The organism is Micromonospora sp. WMMC241 (assembly GCF_027460165.1).
Lineage (GTDB): Bacteria > Actinomycetota > Actinomycetes > Mycobacteriales > Micromonosporaceae > Micromonospora > Micromonospora humi.
In genome coordinates, this window is the sequence record NZ_JAPZBF010000001.1 from 335,379 (window position 1) to 352,671 (window position 17,293).

Consider the following 17,293-nt stretch of genomic DNA (forward strand, 5'->3'; position numbering starts at 1 on the left):
CCGGCGACGGCGGGGCGGTCGGTGCGCGGAAGGTCGCCGTACGCAGTCCCGTGCACCGGACCGGAAAATTAGTCGAACCGGGCGCGGGTGGAGCCGTGGTCGTGGAGTCGGCTTCACGTCAGTTCGTCCGGGGTGACAGAAAGTCGATAAAGAGGACACTCAGCGTCCGATTGAACCGGCGAGACGCGGCATCGGCACTGATTTGCGGCTGTAGATGTGAATTCACGTGATCCGAATACATCCCGCTGGGATGCTCTGGACCTTCTGCGGACGACGGGCGGTACGCGCCGAACGGTGCAACCGGACGGACGTACGGCGGATCTCAGGGAACGCTCAGCCGGCGGGCCGTACCGTGTGCCGCATGAGATCACCGCTGTCCGTCGCGCGGGTCCGGCGCGCCCTGTCCGGCCACCCGCGCCGGATCGTCGCCGCCGTGGTGGTGGTCGTCCTGGTCGCCGCCGCGCTGGTCTGGGTGGTCCGGCCGCAGGGTCCGGACTTCCGGACCGAGTCGGCGCTGGTGAGCGTCCGCTCCGGGCCGGGCGGCGACGAGCCGGTCGACCTGGACACCACGCTCTACCTGCCCGCCGACGCCTCCGAGGCCGACCGGGTCCCGGCGGTGCTGCTGGCGCACGGCTTCGGCGGCACCAAGGAGTCGGTGCGCTCCGACGCGGAGGACCTGGTCGCCCGCGGCTACGCGGTGCTCACCTGGACCGCCCGCGGCTTCGGTCGCAGCGGCGGCCAGATCCACCTGGACAGCCCGGACTACGAGGTCCGCGACGCGCAGCGCCTGCTGGACCGGCTCGCCGCCCGCCCGGAGGTGCGCCTCGACTCGGCCGGCGACCCGCGGGTCGGCGTGGTCGGCGGCTCGTACGGCGGCGGCCTGGCCCTGCTGCTGGCCGCGCAGGACCCCCGGGTCGACGCGATCGTCCCGATGATCACCTGGAACGACCTGTCCCGCGCGTTCCTGCCGGAGAGCACCGGCAAGGCGCCGACCGAGGGCGTGTTCAAGAAGGGCTGGGCCGGGATCTTCTTCGGCGGTGGCGGCAACGCCGGCTCCGGCCCGGCCGGGCTGTCCGGTGCCACCGCCGCCGCGCCGGAGGGCGCGCCCGCCTCGGCCGGGCCGGCCAGCCCGCAGCCGGGCGCCGGCCCGGGCAGCGGCTCCGGCCGGGCGCCCGGTGGCGCCGCCGACCCGTCGTGCGGCCGGTTCGCCGCCGACGTCTGCGCCGCGTACCTGCGCATCGCCACCACCGGCCGGGCCGACGCCGCCGCGGTGGAGCTGCTGCGCCGCTCCTCGCCGGCCGGCGTGCTCGACCGGATCAAGGCGCCCACCCTGCTGGTGCAGGGCGAGGCGGACACGCTCTTCCCACTCACCGAGGCGGACGCCAACGCGCGCGGCATCGCCGCCGCCGGCACGCCGGTGCGGGTCGCCTGGTTCACCGGCGGCCACGACGGCGGCGCGGGGCCGACCTCCGATTCCGACCGGGTGAAGTTCCTGACCGCGCAGTGGCTCGACCACTACGTCCGGGGTGACGGGCCGGCGCCGGGCGACACCTTCACGTTCTCCCGGATCGCCGGGTTCGACGCGCTCGACCGGGGCCTGGTGGCCACCGGCTACCGCACCGACGACTACCCGGGCGTGAGCGGGCAGGAGCGCCGCGACGTGGCGCTGACCGGCCCGGCCCAGCCGGTCGCGGTGCCGCCGAACGGCAACCCGGCGGCGATCTCGGCGATCCCGTTCGCCGGGGCGCTCGGCTCGCTGCTGGACGGCGTGGCCGGCGACATTCCCGGCCAGCACGCCCGCTTCGAGTCGGCGCCGCTGGACGACCCGGTCGACGTGGTGGGCGCGCCGACCGTGCGGATCCGGGCCGCCTCGGCGACCGGCGAGGCGGTGCTCTTCGTCAAGCTCTACGACGTCGATCCGCAGGGCGCGGCCACGCTGCCCGACGGCCTGGTCGCGCCGGTGCGGCTGACCGGGCTGCCGGCCGACCTCGACGCCGCGACGCCGGTGACGGTGACGCTGCCGGCGATCGTGCGGCGGGTCGAGGCCGGGCACCGGCTGCGGCTCGTGGTGGCGACGTCGGACCAGGCGTACGCCTCGCCGGCGCAACCGGCGGTGCACACCGTGGCGCTCGGCGACGGCCCGCTGGTGCTGCCCACCGTGGACGCCGCGCCGATCCCGACCTCGGCCGCGGTCTGGCGCTGGGTGCTGGCCGGCCTGCTCGCCGCGATCGTGGTGGGGCTCGTCGTGGTCGTGCTGCTCACCCGCCGCCGGCACCGCCGCCAGGACCGCTCGATCCACCCGGAGTACGCGGGTGTCCCGCTCGCCGTGCGCAACCTGCGCAAGGAGTACGCGGACGGTTTCGTCGCCGTCTCCGACGTCGACTTCGAGGTGCACCCCGGTCAGGTGGTGGGCCTGCTCGGGCCGAACGGCGCCGGCAAGACCACCACGCTGCGGGTGCTGATGGGGCTGACCCAGCCGACCGCGGGCGAGATCTACGTCTTCGGGCACCGGCTGGTGCCCGGCTCGCCGGTGCTCTCCCGGATCGGCGCGCTGGTCGAGGGGCCCGGTTTCCTGCCGCACCTGTCCGGGCTGGACAACCTGAAGGCGTACTGGCGGGCCACCGGGCGACCGTGGGAGGACGCGCACTTCGACGAGGCGCTGGAGATCGCCGGGCTCGGTGACTCGGTGCACCGGCGGACGAAGAAGTACAGCCACGGCATGCGGCAGCGCCTCGCCATCGCCCAGGCCATGCTCGGCCTGCCCGAGCTGCTGGTGCTCGACGAGCCGACGGACGGGTTGGACCCGCCGCAGATCGCCGAGATGCGCCGGGTGCTCCAGCGCTACGCCACGGACGGCCGGGCGGTGCTGGTCTCCAGCCACCTGCTCGCCGAGGTGGAGCAGACCTGCACGCACGCTGTGGTGGTGAACAAGGGGCGGATCGTCGCGTCCGGTCCGGTCGAGGAGATCGTCGGCGAGTCGCCGAGCGTGCTGTTCGAGGTGAGCGACCCGGAGGCGGCACGGTCGGTGCTCGATCGGCTCGGCGGTGTGCGGGTGCTGCCCGACGACGACGGGGCGCTGGTGGTCGACACCAACGGCACCGCCCGCAGCGAGGTGGTGGCCGAACTGGTCCGGGCCGGCATCGGGGTGGACCGGGTGGTGCCCCGGCGCCGCCTGGAGGACGCGTTCCTCGCCCTGGTCGGCGAGAACTCTCGGGGAAGCGGTGACCGGTGATGGTGGGTTCTTCGACGGCGACGACGCCGGGCGGGGCGGCGGCGGGCTACCGGCCTGCGGCCACGATGCCGTTCGGCGCGGAGTTCCGGCGGCAGGCGTCGCGCCGGCGTACCCAGTTGGCGCTGGGGTTCATGGTGCTGCTGCCGCTGATCATCCTGGTGGCGTTCCAGTTCGACTCCGGGGACGACGACGGCGGCGGGCGGGGCGAGTTCGCCAGCCTGGCCGACCTGGCCACCTCGGGCGGGCTCAACTTCACCCTCTTCTCGATCCTGGTGTCGGCGTCGTTCCTGCTGGTCGTGGTGGTGGCGCTGTTCTGCGGTGACACGGTGGCCAGCGAGGCGAGCTGGGGCAGCCTGCGCTACCTGCTGGCCGTGCCGGTGCCCCGGGCCCGGCTGCTGGCGGTGAAGCTGGTGGTCGCGCTGGCGTACTCCGGGTTGGCGTTGCTGCTGCTGGCCGGCACCGCGCTGGTCGCCGGTACCCTGCGCTACGGCTGGGAGCCGCTGAGCAGCCAGGTCTCCGCCGAGCTGGCGCCGGGCGACGGGTTGCTCCGGCTGCTCGGGGTGCTCGGTTACCTGGCGGTGGTGCTGCTGGTGGTGGCCGGGCTCGCGTTCCTGCTCTCGGTGACCACCGATGCCGCGCTGGGCGCGGTCGGCGGGGCGGTGCTGCTCTGGATCCTGTCCAGCATCCTCGACCAGATCACCGCGCTGGGCGGGCTGCGCAACTTGCTGCCGACCCACTACAGCAGCGCCTGGCTGGGCCTGCTGTCGTCGCCGATGCAGACCGACGACGTGGTCAAGGGCGCGATCTCGGCGGTCGTCTACGCCACGCTCTTCTGGTCGCTGGCCTTCTGGCGCTTCACCCGCAAGGACATCACGAGCTGAGGTGTAAGGAGGGGCCCCTTATTAACGCATCCGGTAGAGGAAGGGGCCCCGCTTAACACCTTCGGCCCATATCATGGGAGCGTTCCCACAAGATTGTCCCGCCTGCAAGGAATCGATTACCATCGATGCTCTTGCCCGCCATCCTGGACGTCGTCCGACACCCGTCCCAGGAGGTTTCCCATGGTTCCGGCGCAGTTGAAAGGCCCCGTGCTCTCCCTGTTCCGCATCGTCGTCGGCCTGCTCTTCCTGCTCCACGGCGCAGCGTCGATCTTCGGCATACTCGGCGGCAACCCGGTCACCGGCAAGGCGGTCCCGGTCGGCACCTGGCCCGGCTGGTGGGCCGCGCTGATCCAGCTCGTCTGCGGCGCGCTGGTGCTCGTCGGCCTGTTCACCCGGCCCGCCGCGCTGCTCGCTTCCGGCTCGATGGCGTACGCGTACTTCGTGGTGCACCAGCCGCACGGCCTGCTGCCCATCAGCAACGGCGGCGAGGCGGCAGCGATGTTCTGCTGGTCGTTCCTGCTGGTCGCGGTGCTCGGCGCCGGCCCCTGGGCGCTCGACGCACTGCTGGCCCGCCGCCGCCCCGCCGCCGAGGCGGAAACCCCGTCCACCCGCCGCGCGTCCGTGCCCGCCTGAACCCCTCGCTCGCCGAGACCTTGGTACGGGCGCGCCCCTCAGGGGGCCGTCCCGTACCAAGATCCAACGCCGTCCCCGACGCCGACGAGTAGCCGGACCGCCCGAAATCTTGGAAGGAAATGGCCCCTGGAGGGGCGCCTTCCTTCCAAGGTCTCTCCGATTGCTGTCGGCGGTGCAGGTGGAGCGCTCAGAGTGGGTTGATCGGGGTGGTGGCCGTGGATGGCGGGGCGCTCGGCGCGGTCGGTTCCGTGGTGGGGTCGGCGTCGCGGCGCTTCCAGGCGCTCACCCCGAGCCGGCCGGTGGTGCCAAGGTCGATCGGTCCGTCCAGCGCTACCGGTTGTGCCGGCCGGCCGGTCACCGGCGCGACGTCGAGTTCCCGGCCCTCGGTCGCCACCACAGTCGCGTCGGTGACGGTGTTGCGCCAGAGCAGCGCGGCCCCGGCCCGCTCCCCGGGGCGCAGCACGAGTCGGGCAGGTGGGGCGTCGAACCCGGAGGTGATTCCGGTGGCGCCCGGGATGATCCGGACCGCGATCGGGTCCCCGTCGGCGTCGGCGAGGCGGACCGCCGGATAGCCGCGTAGCTCGTACGGCTGGTTTCCGCAGTTGACAAGCTCCAGCCCCATGGCCCGCAGCCCCATCGCGGCGCTCACCCCGGTCTCGGTGATCCGGACGCCGGCCGGGGTGCACAGCGGGGTGGGTGAGACGACCGGGCCGGTCGGAGGCGTGGGCGGCGGGTCGATCGGCGCCGGTGCCCGGGTGCAGGACGCGAGCAGCGTCAGCGCCGCGAGGAGGCCGGTCCCGGCTGCCGCGTTCCGCATCCGGTGATCATGCCACCGCCTCCGGCGCGGTGAGGACCGCGTCGAGCAGCCCCGGGTAGAGGCGGTCCAGTTCGTCGCGGCGCAACCGCACGTAGCGGCTGGTGCCGGCGACCCGGGTGCGGGTGAGGCCGGCTTCGCGCAGCACCTTGAGGTGGTGACTGCGGGTGGCCTTGGAGACGCCGAACTCGAACGTGCCGCAGGCGTACTCGCCGCCCTCGGCGAGCGTCCGCACGATCTGCAGCCGGACGTCGTCGGCGAGCGCCGCCAGCACGGCGGTGACCGGCACCTCGCGCAGTTCGGGTTCGTGCAGCTCCATGTGACCAGCCTAACCCATGTTCGACTTTCATCGAACAAGCTCCTAGAGTCGGCCCCGTTGGTTCGACGAAACTCGAACATAGGAGCTGCGATGCGTACCCGAAACGCTGCCTTCCCGCTCTTCGCGGTGCTCAGCTGGGGCGTCATGTTCCCGGTGCTGGCCAGCGCGCTCACCCGGGTCGACGCGCTCAACCTGACGGCCGCCCGGTACGTGCTCGCCACCGCCGTGCTGCTCGCCCTGCTGCTGGCCCGTGAGGGAGTCGCGTCGCTCGCCACCGACCGGCGCGGCCTGGAGGTGCTGCTGCTCGGCGGGCTCGGCTTCGCCGGCTTCAACACGCTGACCAACCTCGCCCTCGGGCACGCCGCCCCGCAGCAGATCGCCCTCTTCGCGGCCACCGTGCCGGTGGTCACCCAACTCGTCCGCTGGGCGCGCGACGGCGTACGCCCCCGCCCGGCGCTGTTCGGACTCTCGCTGGTCGCCCTCGTCGGCGTCGGCCTGGTCATCACCCGTGGCCGGCTCGACGGGCTCGGCGAGTTCGGCGTGGGCGGGCTGTTGATGATCGGCGCGGTGCTCGGCTGGGCGTTCTACACCCACGGGGCGAGCCGGTTCCCCGAGTGGTCCGCGCTGCGCTACACCACGCTGACCGCCGTCGCCGGCGCGCTCGCCATGCTCGCCGCCAGCGCGGTGGCGGACCTCACCGGGCTCCAGCACGCGCCGGCCGCCGCCGCCCTCGTCGCGGTCGCCCCACAACTGGCGTACGCGGTGCTGGTCGCCGCCGTCGTCGCGGTCCTGGCCTGGAACACCGGCGTACGCCGGCTCGGCCCGGCCGACGCCGCGCTGTTCATGAACCTGGTGCCGGTGACCACGTTCGCGGTGCAGATCGCGCGCGGCTACCGGCCCGGCGCGGTGGAGCTGGCCGGTGCCGCGCTGACCATCGCCGCCCTGGTGGCCGCGAACCTGGTCACCCGGAACCGGTCGGTGACGCTGACCGCCCCGGTGGTCGCCGCCGTCGTCGACCACCCGGCGGTGGTGGAACCGGTCGCCGTGGTCGGTCGTTGAGCCGGCCCACTGCGTGGGAACCCCGGGTGGCGACGGCGTGAGCGGCGCATAGACTCGACGGCACAACTGCATACCTCATCCAGAGGGGCTGAGGGATACGGCCCGACGACGCCCCGGCAACCACCCGCACGCTCGACGCCGAGCGCCCTGCGGGCAGGTGCCAATTCCGTCCCCGCCGCACCCGGCGATGCGGGGAAAGATGAGAGGAACCCCTCGACATGACGTCGACGCTTCCCGCCGTCTCCGGTATCGACACCACCCGCAGCCCGGCCCGCGCCCTGGTCTGTCGCGCCTGTTCGGCGCGCTACCCGCTGGCCGCCCAGCACGCCTGCTACGAGTGTTTCGGCCCGCTGGAGGTCGACTACGACACCGCCGCGCTGGCCACCGTCACCCGGGAGCAGATCGAGGCCGGCCCGAACAGCATCTGGCGCTACGCGGCGCTGCTGCCGGCCGGCCAGGACCCGGCCACCCGGGTCACCCTCGACCCCGGGCTGACCCCGCTCGTCGCCGCCGGGAACCTCGCCGCCGAGCTGGGTCTCACCGGCCCGCTCTGGGTCAAGGACGACAGCGCCAACCCCACCCACTCGTTCAAGGACCGGGTGGTGTCGGTGGCGTTGACCGCCGCCCGCGCGCTCGGCTTCACCCGCTACGCCTGCGCGTCCACCGGCAACCTGGCCAACTCCGTCGCCGCGCACGCCGCCCGCGCGGGCGTGCCGTCGGTGGTCTTCATTCCCGGTGACCTGGAGCAGGGCAAGGTCGTCACCACCGCGGTCTACGGCGGCGACCTGGTCGCCATCGACGGCTCCTACGACGACGTGAACCGGCTCTGCGGTGAGCTGGTGGAGACCGACGAGTTCGAGGACACCGCGTTCGTCAACGTGAACGTCCGGCCGTTCTACGCCGAGGGCTCCAAGACGCTCGGCTACGAGGTGGCCGAGCAGTTGGGCTGGCGGATCCCGGCCCAGGTGGTCATCCCGATGGCCAGCGGGGAGCTGCTCACCAAGATTGACAAGGCGTTCTCCGAGCTGGTCGAGATCGGGCTGGTGGAGGCGCCGGCCGGTGGCTGGAAGGTGTTCGGCGCGCAGTCGGCCGGCTGCAACCCGATCGCCACCGCGCTGCACGACGACCGCGACACCATCGTCCCGGTCAAGCCGACCGGCATCGCCAAGTCGCTGAACATCGGCGACCCGGCGGCCGGCGTCTACGCGCTGGAGGCGGTCCGTCGCACCGGCGGCTGGATGGAGTACGCCGACGACGACGAGATCCGCGCGGCGATCCGGCTGCTCGCCCGCACCACAGGTGTGTTCGCCGAGACCGCGGGCGGCGTGACGGTGGCGGTGCTGCGCAAGCTGGTGGAGTCCGGCCGGCTCGATCCCACGGCGGAGACGGTGGTCTTCAACACCGGTGAGGGCCTCAAGACGCTCGACGCGGTGGCCGCCGAGTCCGGCCCCACCCACCGCATCAAGCCCAACCTGCGCGCCGCCCGAGACGCCGGCCTCCTCCCATAACCCCCGCCCCGCCCCTCCCTCCCTCCCTCCCGCCCTCCTCCGCGATCTTGCAGTTGTGGCCCTCGATGTGGGTGATTCGCCCTTTCTGTCGGGGCGGAAAGTGCAAGATCGGCGAAGGGGGCGGGGTTCGGCGCGCCCGGGTGGGGGGTTGGGGGCGACCAGGGGGTGACGGGGAAACTGCGGGGAGTGGCAGAAAACCGCCGGCAAGGACTTGACGGCAGGAACCGGACGGCGCAAGATGCTCCGTGCGGGAGGGCATCCGCCGGAGACTTTTCTAAGTTTTGCGACCCAACGCCGGAGGCGTTGTGCGGACGTCCCTCCCGACCAACCTCGCGCAGGGCCAGCGGAAATCCGCTGGCCCTGTCGCCGTTCCCGGCCCAGGATCACCGTCATGGGCCTGACCGTCGCGCCGCTCGACCCCGCCGACCAGCCGACGCTGGACGCGGCGTACCGGATCGACTGCGCGGCCCGCGCCGTCGACGAGCCCGACCTGCCACCGACCTGCCGGCGGCGGTTCGAGGCGCTGCTGCGCCACCCGATGCCCGGGATCGACGGGCGCTGGTCCGTCGCCCGCCTCGACGGCGAGCCGGTCGGCTGGCTCCGGCTGCACCTGCACACGCTGGAGAACACCGAGAACGCCGGCGTCGAGCTGGTGGTGGACCCGGCCCACCGGCGGCGCGGGATCGGCCGCGCGCTGCACGAGCACGGCCTGCGGCTGCTCCGGGAGCACGGCGGCAAGCGGCTGGTGGGTTCCACCGTCGCCGCGCTGCCCGGCGAGGAGGACCGGGAGTTCCCGGGTGTCGCGTTCGCCGCCGCGATGGGCGCGACGGCGGCAAACGTCGACGTCCGCCGCCGGCTCGACGTGGCCGCGCTCGACCGGACCCGGCTGGCCGCGCTGCTGTCCGAGGCCCGCGCCGCAGCCGCCGGCTACCGGACCGTGCGCTGGCGCGACCGCGTGCCCGACGAGCACGTCGCGGACGTCGCCCACCTGGAGGGCCGCCTGCTGCTCGACGCGCCCATGGGGGAGCTGGCGTGGGAGCAGCAGAAGATGGACGCGCAGCGGAAGCGGAGCGTGGAACGGGCGCTCGACGCCCGGGGCGTGCGTCGCTACAACACCGGCGCGGTGCACGAGGCGTCCGGCCGGTTGGTCGGCTGGAGCCAGCTCAGCCTCAACGCGAGCAGCACCGACCACGCCTGGCAGCAGATCACCATCGTCGACCCCGGCCACCGCGGCCACCGGCTCGGCCTGCTCTGCAAGGCCGCCAACCTGGGGTACGCGCTGGCGCACGAACCGGCGCTGCGGACCGTCGACACCTGGAACGCCGCCGCCAACGCCCCGATGATCGCGATCAACGAGCAGCTCGGCTTCCGCCCGGCCGCCGGCTCGGTCGACTGGCAGTTGGCCATCTGAGTTGTGACACGCCCCTACTGATCTGGTGCCTTCCTGTTGCATGATGGCGGGCATGACGGAGACCCCGCACCCCCTGTACGACAGGCACGCCGAGACCCTCGACCGGGCGCTGACCGCGATCACGGAGCGCGGGTACTGGTCGGCCTATCCCGAGTCGCCCAGCCCTCGGGTGTACGGCGAGACCGCCGCCGCCGACGGCAAGGCCGCCTTCGAGGCGTACCTGGGCGGCGACTTCCCGCTCGACCAACCCGGCGACGGCAGCACGGTCGCCACCGAGGCCAGCCCGTTCGGCGTGCCGCTGGACGTGCGCTACCCGCACGCCGGCGCCGACCAGCTCGTGGACGCCGCCACCGCCGCGCTGCCGGCCTGGCGTGACGCCGGCCCGAAGGCCCGCGCCGGGGTGTGCCTGGAGATCCTCGACCGCCTGCACAGGAACATCTTCGAGCTGGCCAACGCGGTGCAGTTCACCAGCGGCCAGGCGTTCGTGATGGCGTTCCAGGCCGGTGGCGCGCACGCGCTGGACCGGGCGCTGGAGGCGGTCGCCTACGCGTACTCGGAGATGACCCGGCACCCGGGGACGGCCGGTTGGGAGAAGGCCGCCGGCAAGGGCGACCCGCTGCGGATGACCAAGACGTTCCACGTGGTGCCGCGCGGGGTGGCCCTGGTCGTCGGCTGCAACACGTTCCCGACCTGGAACTCGTACCCGGGGTTGTTCGCCTCGCTGGTCACCGGCAACCCGGTGGTGGTGAAGCCGCACCCGCGCGCGGTGCTGCCGCTGGCGATCACCGTGAAGTACGCCCGCCAGGTGCTCGCCGAGGCCGGCTTCGACCCGAACCTGGTGCAGCTCGCCCCGGAGGCGGCCGGCGAGAAGCTCGCCTCGACGCTGGCCCTGCACCCGGCCGTGAAGATCGTCGACTTCACCGGCTCCACCGAGTACGGCGACTGGCTGGAGTCCAACGCCCGGCAGGCCGCCGTCTACACGGAGAAGGCCGGCCTGAACACTGTGGTGATCGACTCCACCGACGACTTCGCCGGGCTCTGCCGCAACCTGGGCTTCACGCTCACGCTCTACAGCGGCCAGATGTGCACCACCTCGCAGAACCTGCTGATCCCCCGCGACGGCATCGAGACCGACCAGGGGCACAAGAGCTTCGACGAGGTGGCCGCCGGGATCGCCAGCGCGGTCGCCAAGCTCACCGCCGACCCGGCCCGGGGCGTGGAGTTGACCGGCGCCATCGTCAACGACGGGGTGCTGGAGCGCCTCGACGAGGTGACCAAGGTCGGCGAGCCGGTGCTGGAGTCGCGCACCGTCGAGCACCCGTCCTTCCCGGGCGCCGTGGTGCGTACGCCGACGGTGGTGAAGCTGGACGCCGGCGACACCGCGACCTATGGGCGGGAGTGGTTCGGGCCGATCTCGTTCGCCATCGCGACCGACTCGACCGAGCACAGCCTGCGCGTGCTGCGCGAGACGGTGGGGGAGAAGGGCGCGCTGACCGCCGCCGTCTACTCCACCGACGAGGCGGTGCTGGACGCGGCCGAGGCGGCGGCGGTCGACGCCGGGGTGCACCTGTCCTGCAACCTGACCGGTGGCGTGTTCGTCAACCAGTCGGCGGCGTTCTCCGACTTCCACGGCTCGGGCGCGAACCCCGCGGCCAACTCGGCGCTCACCGACGGCGCCTACGTCGCGAACCGCTTCCGCATCGTCCAGTCACGCCGCCACGCGTGAAAGGCGGGGCCCCTTCTTAACGCATTCGGTAGAGGAGGGGCCCCCTCTTAACGACGCGGAGGTCAGGCCGGGCGGCGCATCTGGAGTTCGCGCAGGGCGGGGATCCGCGGGTGCCGGACGCGTACGCCGGTGTCGGTGAAGCCCAGCTTCTGGTAGGCACGGAAGGCGCGGTCGTTGCCGACCACCACCTCCATCATCAGTTCCGGCCGCCCGCAGGCGCGCGACCAGGCCGCCACCTCGTCCACAAGCGCGGCGAGCAGCCCGCTGCCGCGCCGGGCGGGCGTCACGTAGACCGCGTAGACGAGCGTCAGGCCCGGCTCGTCCGGTGCGACGGTGCCCCCGGCGTGGCCGACCAGGCGACCGCCCGGGTCGGCGACGAACTGGGCGGTGTGGTCGCCCCGGGAGACGGTCGCCACCCGGGCTGCGAAGTCGGCGTGCGGCCGGGCGGCGGCCTCGGCGACGGTCTCCAGGAAGGCCAGCGGCGCGTCGGCCAGCATCTCCAGCCGCAGCGCCCGCATCCGGGCGGCGTCCTCGGGGCGGATCCGGCGGACCGTGGTCGGGGTGGGCGCGCTGGTCATGCCGCATGCATACCGGATCGGTCCGGAATCGTGCTCCGGCGGGGCCGCAGGCGGCCGAATTATGCCCGATTTGTGGTCGTGCGCCGTCGTCACGCCTCGTGTAGCGTGCGATTTCGGTCACCGAATTCAGCGGCCGTCGCCGATGGCTCGAACCGGTGCGCCGCCGGTGCCGGTCCGCCGGTTCCCGGGTCTTGGAACGCCGCGCAGAGTGAGGAAGTGCACCGTGGCACAGGGCACCGTGAAGTGGTTCAACGCCGAGAAGGGCTACGGCTTCATCGCCGTCGACGGCGGGCAGGACGTCTTCGTCCACTTCTCCGCGATCGAGATGGACGGCTACAAGGCACTGGACGACGGCCAGCGGGTCGAGTTCGAGATCGCCCAGGGCCAGAAGGGTCCGCAGGCCGAGCACGTCCGCGTCATCGCCTGATCCCTCGGCGGCCGCCGCACGCGGCCGAACCACCCCGACCGGTGCAGCGTCGTGGCACCGCACCGTGGAAGATCATGAGCCGTTCCAGCCGTTGCCGCTGAGGAGGGCCCATGTCCGAGCTGCCCCCGTCGGGTTCCACCCCACCGGTGCCCCCGACCGACCCGAACCGGCCCGCATCGCCGGCCGCCGGGCCGGTGCCGGCGCAGGCGGGCCCGTCCGATCCGCCGACGCCCACCTCCGGTCCGCCGGCCGCCGACCCGTGGGCCGCGCCGGCCACCGCCGGGCCGTCCGACTCCGACCCGGGCCGCTCCACCCCGCACGGGTACGGCACCCCGCCCGGCCCCACTCCGGACGGCCCGCCGCCGCCCGGGTGGCCGGCGCAGCAGGGCACCCCGCCGGGCTGGCCCGCGCCGGACGCCGCCCCGCCGGGCTGGCCCGCGCCGGACGCCGCCCCGCCGGGCTGGCCCGCGCCGGACGCCGCCCCGCCGGGCTGGCCCGCGCCGGACGCCGCCCCGCCGGGCTGGCCCGCGCCGGACACCGCCGCGCCGGGCTGGCCCGCGCCGGACGCCGTACCGTCCTCCGGCTGGAACTGGCAGGCCGGCCCGGCGTACCCCGGTCATCCGATGCCCGGCGCGGCCTTCCCCGCGCAGCCGGTGCCCGGCGGTCCGCACGGCTGGTATCCGGGTCTCGACCCGAACGATCCGCTCGTCACCCCGCCGCACGCGGGCGTCGGCGGCTGGTTCGCCCGGTGCGTGGGCGCGGTGCGGCGGGGGTGGCGGCAGCTCCTGCCGATCATGCTGCTCACCCAGGGCGTCCCGGCGGCGGTGATCTCCGTCCTCTCGCTCTTCCTCGTGCCCACCGATCAGATGGTGACCGGCTCGGACGGCGCGCCGGTGCTGCCGGACGGCTACCTGGAGCGGTTCTTCGTGTTCTACGGCGCGGTGCTGCTCGCCGCCCTGCTCCTGGGTCCGCTCCAGGCCGTGGGCTGGGCCGCGGGCACCTGGGTGGTGGCCCGGCAGGCGGCCGGCGAGCCGGTGGGTGTCGGCGCCGCGCTGCGGTACGGGCTGCGCCGCGCGCTCGGCCTGTGGGGCTGGACGATCGTGGTCTCGCTGCTGGTCACCGTCGGCGCCTGCTTCTGCCTGCTGCCCGGCGTCTACGCCGGGTTCGCGGTGGCGCTGTTCGGGCCGGTGTACCTGTTCGAGCGGCAGGATCCGATCGGGCGGGCCTGGCGGATGTTCCACCAGCGCTTCGGCATGATGCTGGGCCGGGTGGCGCTGGTGGTGTGCGCGCTCGTCGCGGCGAGCGTGCTGGACGTCGTGGTGAGCGCGGTGAGCGGCGCGCTGTTCGGTGCCGATCCGACGGCGGCGCCGGGCACCACTGTCGGTGCGGTGGCGCTGGCGGTGATCGGCGCCGCGGTGGCCGTGCCGGCCTACCTCGCGCAGCTCGTCGGGCTGGTCGCCGCGTACGCCGAGCAGCGGGCCCACGAAGGCCCGGTGAACGCGGCCCGACTGGCTGCGGAACTCGGCTGAGCGGCGCTGTCGTGCTTGCACTCGGCTAGGGAGAGTGCTAAACAAGTCATTGGCACTCGCGTACGGTGAGTGCCAATGGTCGGGGCGGTAGGGCCACGGCCGCGCAGGTGCCTGGAGGGCGTCGGCGCGGCACGGGGCCGGTCGTCGCGGGCTGTCCGGCCCGACCGAGGAGGACGTCGTCGTCGCCAGGTGGCGACGTCCCCAAGGTGCGTACACCAGACGGCCCATCCGGGCATCCCGGGTGGCCCGTGAGTGTCCAGGAGGACAACGCCGTATGGCCAAGATGATCGCGTTCGACGAAGAGGCGCGCCGCGGCCTCGAGCGGGGCATGAACCAGCTCGCCGACGCCGTGAAGGTGACGCTCGGCCCGAGGGGCCGCAACGTCGTGCTCGAGAAGAAGTGGGGTGCCCCCACCATCACCAACGATGGTGTGAGCATCGCCAAGGAGATCGAGCTCGAGGACCCGTACGAGAAGATCGGCGCCGAGCTGGTCAAGGAGGTCGCGAAGAAGACCGACGACGTCGCCGGTGACGGCACGACGACGGCGACCGTCCTGGCCCAGGCCCTGGTTCGCGAGGGTCTGCGCAACGTGGCCGCCGGTGCCAACCCGATGGCCCTGAAGCGGGGCATCGAGGCCGCCGTCGCCAACGTCTCGGAGGAGCTGCTCAAGCTCGCCAAGGACGTGGAGACCAAGGAGCAGATCGCCTCCACCGCCTCCATCTCCGCCGGTGACACCACCGTCGGTGAGATCATCGCCGAGGCGATGGACAAGGTGGGCAAGGAAGGCGTCATCACCGTCGAGGAGAGCAACACCTTCGGCCTCGAGCTCGAGCTCACCGAGGGCATGCGCTTCGACAAGGGCTACATCTCCGCCTACTTCATGACCGACCCGGAGCGTATGGAGGCCGTCTTCGACGACCCCTACATCCTGATCGTCAACAGCAAGATCTCGTCGGTGAAGGACCTGCTCCCGATCCTGGAGAAGGTCATGCAGTCGGGCAAGCCGCTGCTGATCATCGCCGAGGACCTGGAGGGCGAGGCCCTCGCCACCCTGGTGGTCAACAAGGTCCGTGGCACTTTCAAGTCGGTCGCCGTCAAGGCGCCGGGCTTCGGTGACCGCCGCAAGGCCATGCTGACCGACATCGCCATCCTCGCCGGTGGCCAGGTCATCAGCGAGGAGGTCGGCCTCAAGCTGGACGCCGTCAACCTCGACATGCTGGGCCGCGCCCGCAAGGTCGTGGTGACCAAGGACGAGACCACCATCGTCGACGGCGCCGGCGACGCCGACCAGATCCAGGGTCGGGTCAACCAGATCCGGGCCGAGATCGACAAGAGCGACTCCGACTACGACCGGGAGAAGCTGCAGGAGCGTCTGGCCAAGCTGGCCGGCGGTGTTGCGGTGATCAAGGTCGGCGCGGCCACCGAGGTCGAGCTGAAGGAGCGCAAGCACCGCATCGAGGACGCCGTCCGCAACGCGAAGGCCGCCGTCGAGGAGGGCATCGTCCCGGGTGGTGGCGTCGCGCTGGTGCAGGCCGGCAAGACCGCCTTCGACAAGCTGGACCTGGCCGGCGACGAGGCGACCGGCGCGCAGATCGTCAAGATCGCGCTGGACGCCCCGCTGCGGCAGATCGCCGTCAACGCCGGCCTCGAGGGTGGCGTCGTCGTCGAGCGGGTTCGCAACCTCGACCCGGGTCACGGCCTCAACGCCGCGACCGGCGAGTACGTGGACCTGCTGGCCGCCGGCATCATCGACCCGGCCAAGGTGACGCGTTCCGCGCTGCAGAACGCCGCCTCGATCGCCGCGCTGTTCCTCACCACCGAGGCCGTCGTGGCGGACAAGCCGGAGAAGACCCCGGCCGCCCCGGCTGGCCCGGGTGGCGGGGAGATGGACTTCTGAGTCCAGCTCCACCAGTACGCCGGAAGGGGCGGGCCGCGTCAGCGGTCCGCCCCTTCCGCATGTCGCCTCAGGTGGGCAGCGGGCGTTGGTTGCGCCGCTTGTGCGCCCGGTCGTACGGCGGGACCAGCCGCCTCGGCTCGTCCACCGGTTGGCGTGCTTCCTCCGTGGGTGGCTGGTCGGCGGCGTCCTGCTCGGCGTCGCCGAGGTCGAGCCGATCGGCGGCCAGTTCGCCGGCCGGCTCGTGGGTCCGTTCGTCATCCGTGGGCATGCGCCGCCTCCTCCGTGCCTCGACCGTAGGGGGCGGCCGATCATCGCGGAGGGCGAACGGCGTTATGCGCCTTTGATGGCTTTCCGGTAGAGGAAGAAGACGCGCTCGATCCGGGCGCCGGCCGCGCCGGAGTAGAACGGCACCGGCCCCACCCAGCCGATCTGCGCCGCGGCGATCCCGGCCGCCGCCTGGTCCCGGAGACAGCGGCGCAGCAGCACCCCGCCGATCCCCGAGCCCTCGGCCGCCGGGGCGGTGCCCATCGGCCCGAACCAGCTCGGCCGCGCGGACCCGTACGCGGCGAAGCCGAGGATCTCGCCGTCCCGCTCGGCCAGGTGCGTGCCCGCGTCCGGGCGGCCCACCGAGCCGGCCAGCTCACCGTCCCAGGTGCCGCCGAACACCGACCTGGCGAACCCGACCAACGCCGGCAGGTCCGCCGGATTGGCCCGGCGTACCGTCACGCCGTGAGCGGCCAGCCGATGCTCGGCGGCCTCGGTCGGGCGCAGCGCCGGCGACCCCTCGGTCAGCGCGGCGGTCATGTTCCAGGCCGTCCGGTCCTGCCGGTAGCCGAGCCGCGACGCGGCGCAGACCGCCGGGGTGTACCGGACGTCGATGCCCGGCCAGGCGTAGTACGGCGGGTTGCCGGCCAGCAGCAGCTCGGACGCGCCGAGCGCGGCCAGCCGATCCTCCGCCCCGGTCAGCAGCGCCGTGCCGATCCCCCGGCGGCGCTCCGTCGGCGCCACCGCGACCAGGTCGACGTGGCCGCGCCGCGGATCGGTCGCCGACAGCGACCCGACCAGGGCCCCGACCAGCGTGCCGTCGCGGACCGCGCCGAGGCACAGCACCGGACGGTCGGCCGCCGCCCGCACGGCCAGCGTGGCCACCACGGCCGGCGCCTCGGCCGCGTCCTCCGGCAGGTCCAGCGCCCGCCGGCAGAGGTCGACGACCTCGGGCAGGCGCTCCGGGCCCAGCTCGATGATCTCCATGGCGGCCGACGTTAGGCCATCGGGCAAG

The 17,293-nt window shown here is 73.3% G+C and carries 15 protein-coding genes and 1 riboswitch; of the genes, 10 read left to right on the plus strand and 5 right to left on the minus strand.

What is annotated here, in order from left to right; all coding sequences use genetic code 11:
• Positions 1–361 precede the first annotated feature (361 nt).
• The 3 genes from O7598_RS01660 (at position 362) to O7598_RS01670 (ending at position 4,746) form a co-directional block, all read left to right on the plus strand.
• Entirely contained in the window at positions 362–3,232 is a 2,871-nt protein-coding gene (locus tag O7598_RS01660) for an alpha/beta fold hydrolase (RefSeq protein WP_269689697.1), read from the plus strand.
• Positions 3,232–4,113, plus strand: a complete 882-nt coding sequence (locus tag O7598_RS01665) for an ABC transporter permease (RefSeq protein ID WP_269689698.1) — start codon at positions 3,232–3,234, stop codon at positions 4,111–4,113. The genes O7598_RS01660 and O7598_RS01665 overlap by 1 nt, the downstream gene beginning before the upstream one ends.
• A gap of 180 nt (positions 4,114–4,293) precedes the next feature.
• Positions 4,294–4,746 (plus strand): DoxX family protein, encoded by a 453-nt coding sequence (locus O7598_RS01670; protein WP_269689699.1) that lies wholly within the window; start codon positions 4,294–4,296, stop codon positions 4,744–4,746.
• A 187-nt stretch (positions 4,747–4,933) separates the two neighbouring features.
• On the opposite strand, the gene O7598_RS01675 is transcribed toward O7598_RS01670, so the two are convergent.
• Together O7598_RS01675 and O7598_RS01680 are read right to left on the minus strand one after the other, a co-directional pair.
• Complete coding sequence (locus O7598_RS01675) at positions 4,934–5,563, minus strand: DUF4232 domain-containing protein (protein ID WP_269689700.1); 630 nt, start codon at positions 5,561–5,563, stop codon at positions 4,934–4,936.
• 7 nt (positions 5,564–5,570) lie between these two features.
• Positions 5,571–5,879 (minus strand): ArsR/SmtB family transcription factor, encoded by a 309-nt coding sequence (locus O7598_RS01680; protein WP_269689701.1) that lies wholly within the window; start codon positions 5,877–5,879, stop codon positions 5,571–5,573.
• Positions 5,880–5,969: 90 nt separating this feature from the next.
• On the opposite strand from O7598_RS01680, the gene O7598_RS01685 reads away from it, so the two are divergent.
• From O7598_RS01685 to paaN, 4 genes are all read left to right on the plus strand, one after another.
• Positions 5,970–6,938: a DMT family transporter gene (locus O7598_RS01685; protein ID WP_269689702.1), complete on the plus strand. Its 969-nt coding sequence runs from the start codon at positions 5,970–5,972 to the stop codon at positions 6,936–6,938.
• Between the two features lie 72 nt (positions 6,939–7,010).
• Positions 7,011–7,144, plus strand: a riboswitch (SAM riboswitch).
• Between the two features lie 12 nt (positions 7,145–7,156).
• Complete coding sequence (thrC, locus tag O7598_RS01690) at positions 7,157–8,446, plus strand: threonine synthase (RefSeq protein ID WP_269689703.1); 1,290 nt, start codon at positions 7,157–7,159, stop codon at positions 8,444–8,446.
• A 238-nt stretch (positions 8,447–8,684) separates the two neighbouring features.
• Positions 8,685–9,857: a GNAT family N-acetyltransferase gene (locus tag O7598_RS01695; RefSeq protein WP_269694709.1), complete on the plus strand. Its 1,173-nt coding sequence runs from the start codon at positions 8,685–8,687 to the stop codon at positions 9,855–9,857.
• Positions 9,858–9,909: 52 nt separating this feature from the next.
• Positions 9,910–11,583, plus strand: coding sequence for a phenylacetic acid degradation protein PaaN (paaN, locus tag O7598_RS01700; RefSeq protein ID WP_269689704.1), 1,674 nt, complete (start codon positions 9,910–9,912; stop codon positions 11,581–11,583).
• Positions 11,584–11,645: 62 nt separating this feature from the next.
• Here the strand turns inward: paaN and O7598_RS01705 are convergent, their stop codons facing one another.
• The gene (locus tag O7598_RS01705; protein WP_269689705.1) at positions 11,646–12,161 is read right to left on the minus strand and encodes a GNAT family N-acetyltransferase; all 516 of its coding nucleotides are present in this window, start codon (positions 12,159–12,161) and stop codon (positions 11,646–11,648) included.
• A gap of 223 nt (positions 12,162–12,384) precedes the next feature.
• Here O7598_RS01705 and O7598_RS01710 point away from each other — a divergent pair, with 223 nt between their 5' ends.
• The 3 genes from O7598_RS01710 (at position 12,385) to groL (ending at position 16,014) form a co-directional block, all read left to right on the plus strand.
• On the plus strand, positions 12,385–12,588 hold the full coding sequence (locus tag O7598_RS01710; RefSeq protein ID WP_039909088.1) for a cold-shock protein: 204 nt from the start codon (positions 12,385–12,387) through the stop codon (positions 12,586–12,588).
• Between the two features lie 110 nt (positions 12,589–12,698).
• A complete protein-coding gene (locus tag O7598_RS01715) occupies positions 12,699–14,117 on the plus strand; it encodes a hypothetical protein (RefSeq protein WP_269689706.1) in 1,419 nt (472 codons plus the stop codon).
• A gap of 274 nt (positions 14,118–14,391) precedes the next feature.
• Complete coding sequence (groL, locus tag O7598_RS01720) at positions 14,392–16,014, plus strand: chaperonin GroEL (RefSeq protein ID WP_269689707.1); 1,623 nt, start codon at positions 14,392–14,394, stop codon at positions 16,012–16,014.
• 67 nt (positions 16,015–16,081) lie between these two features.
• Here groL and O7598_RS01725 read toward each other — a convergent pair whose 3' ends face one another.
• Both O7598_RS01725 and O7598_RS01730 read right to left on the minus strand, forming a co-directional pair.
• Positions 16,082–16,282 (minus strand): hypothetical protein, encoded by a 201-nt coding sequence (locus tag O7598_RS01725; protein WP_269689708.1) that lies wholly within the window; start codon positions 16,280–16,282, stop codon positions 16,082–16,084.
• Between the two features lie 62 nt (positions 16,283–16,344).
• Positions 16,345–17,265, minus strand: coding sequence for a GNAT family N-acetyltransferase (locus O7598_RS01730; RefSeq protein ID WP_269689709.1), 921 nt, complete (start codon positions 17,263–17,265; stop codon positions 16,345–16,347).
• Between the last annotated feature and the right edge of the window lie 28 nt (positions 17,266–17,293).

Bases quoted from the DNA above. Each gene is read 5' to 3' on its own strand.
- groL (WP_269689707.1), top strand. From the start codon at position 14,392: ATGGCCAAGATGATCGCGTTCGACGAAGAGGCGCGCCGCGGCCTCGAG.
- O7598_RS01660 (WP_269689697.1), top strand. From the start codon at position 362: ATGAGATCACCGCTGTCCGTCGCGCGGGTCCGGCGCGCCCTGTCCGGC.
- thrC (WP_269689703.1), top strand. From the start codon at position 7,157: ATGACGTCGACGCTTCCCGCCGTCTCCGGTATCGACACCACCCGCAGC.
- O7598_RS01705 (WP_269689705.1), bottom strand. From the start codon at position 12,161: ATGACCAGCGCGCCCACCCCGACCACGGTCCGCCGGATCCGCCCCGAG.
- O7598_RS01675 (WP_269689700.1), bottom strand. From the start codon at position 5,563: ATGCGGAACGCGGCAGCCGGGACCGGCCTCCTCGCGGCGCTGACGCTG.
- O7598_RS01680 (WP_269689701.1), bottom strand. From the start codon at position 5,879: ATGGAGCTGCACGAACCCGAACTGCGCGAGGTGCCGGTCACCGCCGTG.
- O7598_RS01665 (WP_269689698.1), top strand. From the start codon at position 3,232: ATGGTGGGTTCTTCGACGGCGACGACGCCGGGCGGGGCGGCGGCGGGC.
- O7598_RS01685 (WP_269689702.1), top strand. From the start codon at position 5,970: ATGCGTACCCGAAACGCTGCCTTCCCGCTCTTCGCGGTGCTCAGCTGG.
- paaN (WP_269689704.1), top strand. From the start codon at position 9,910: ATGACGGAGACCCCGCACCCCCTGTACGACAGGCACGCCGAGACCCTC.
- O7598_RS01730 (WP_269689709.1), bottom strand. From the start codon at position 17,265: ATGGAGATCATCGAGCTGGGCCCGGAGCGCCTGCCCGAGGTCGTCGAC.
- O7598_RS01670 (WP_269689699.1), top strand. From the start codon at position 4,294: ATGGTTCCGGCGCAGTTGAAAGGCCCCGTGCTCTCCCTGTTCCGCATC.
- O7598_RS01695 (WP_269694709.1), top strand. From the start codon at position 8,685: ATGCTCCGTGCGGGAGGGCATCCGCCGGAGACTTTTCTAAGTTTTGCG.
- O7598_RS01725 (WP_269689708.1), bottom strand. From the start codon at position 16,282: ATGCCCACGGATGACGAACGGACCCACGAGCCGGCCGGCGAACTGGCC.
- O7598_RS01715 (WP_269689706.1), top strand. From the start codon at position 12,699: ATGTCCGAGCTGCCCCCGTCGGGTTCCACCCCACCGGTGCCCCCGACC.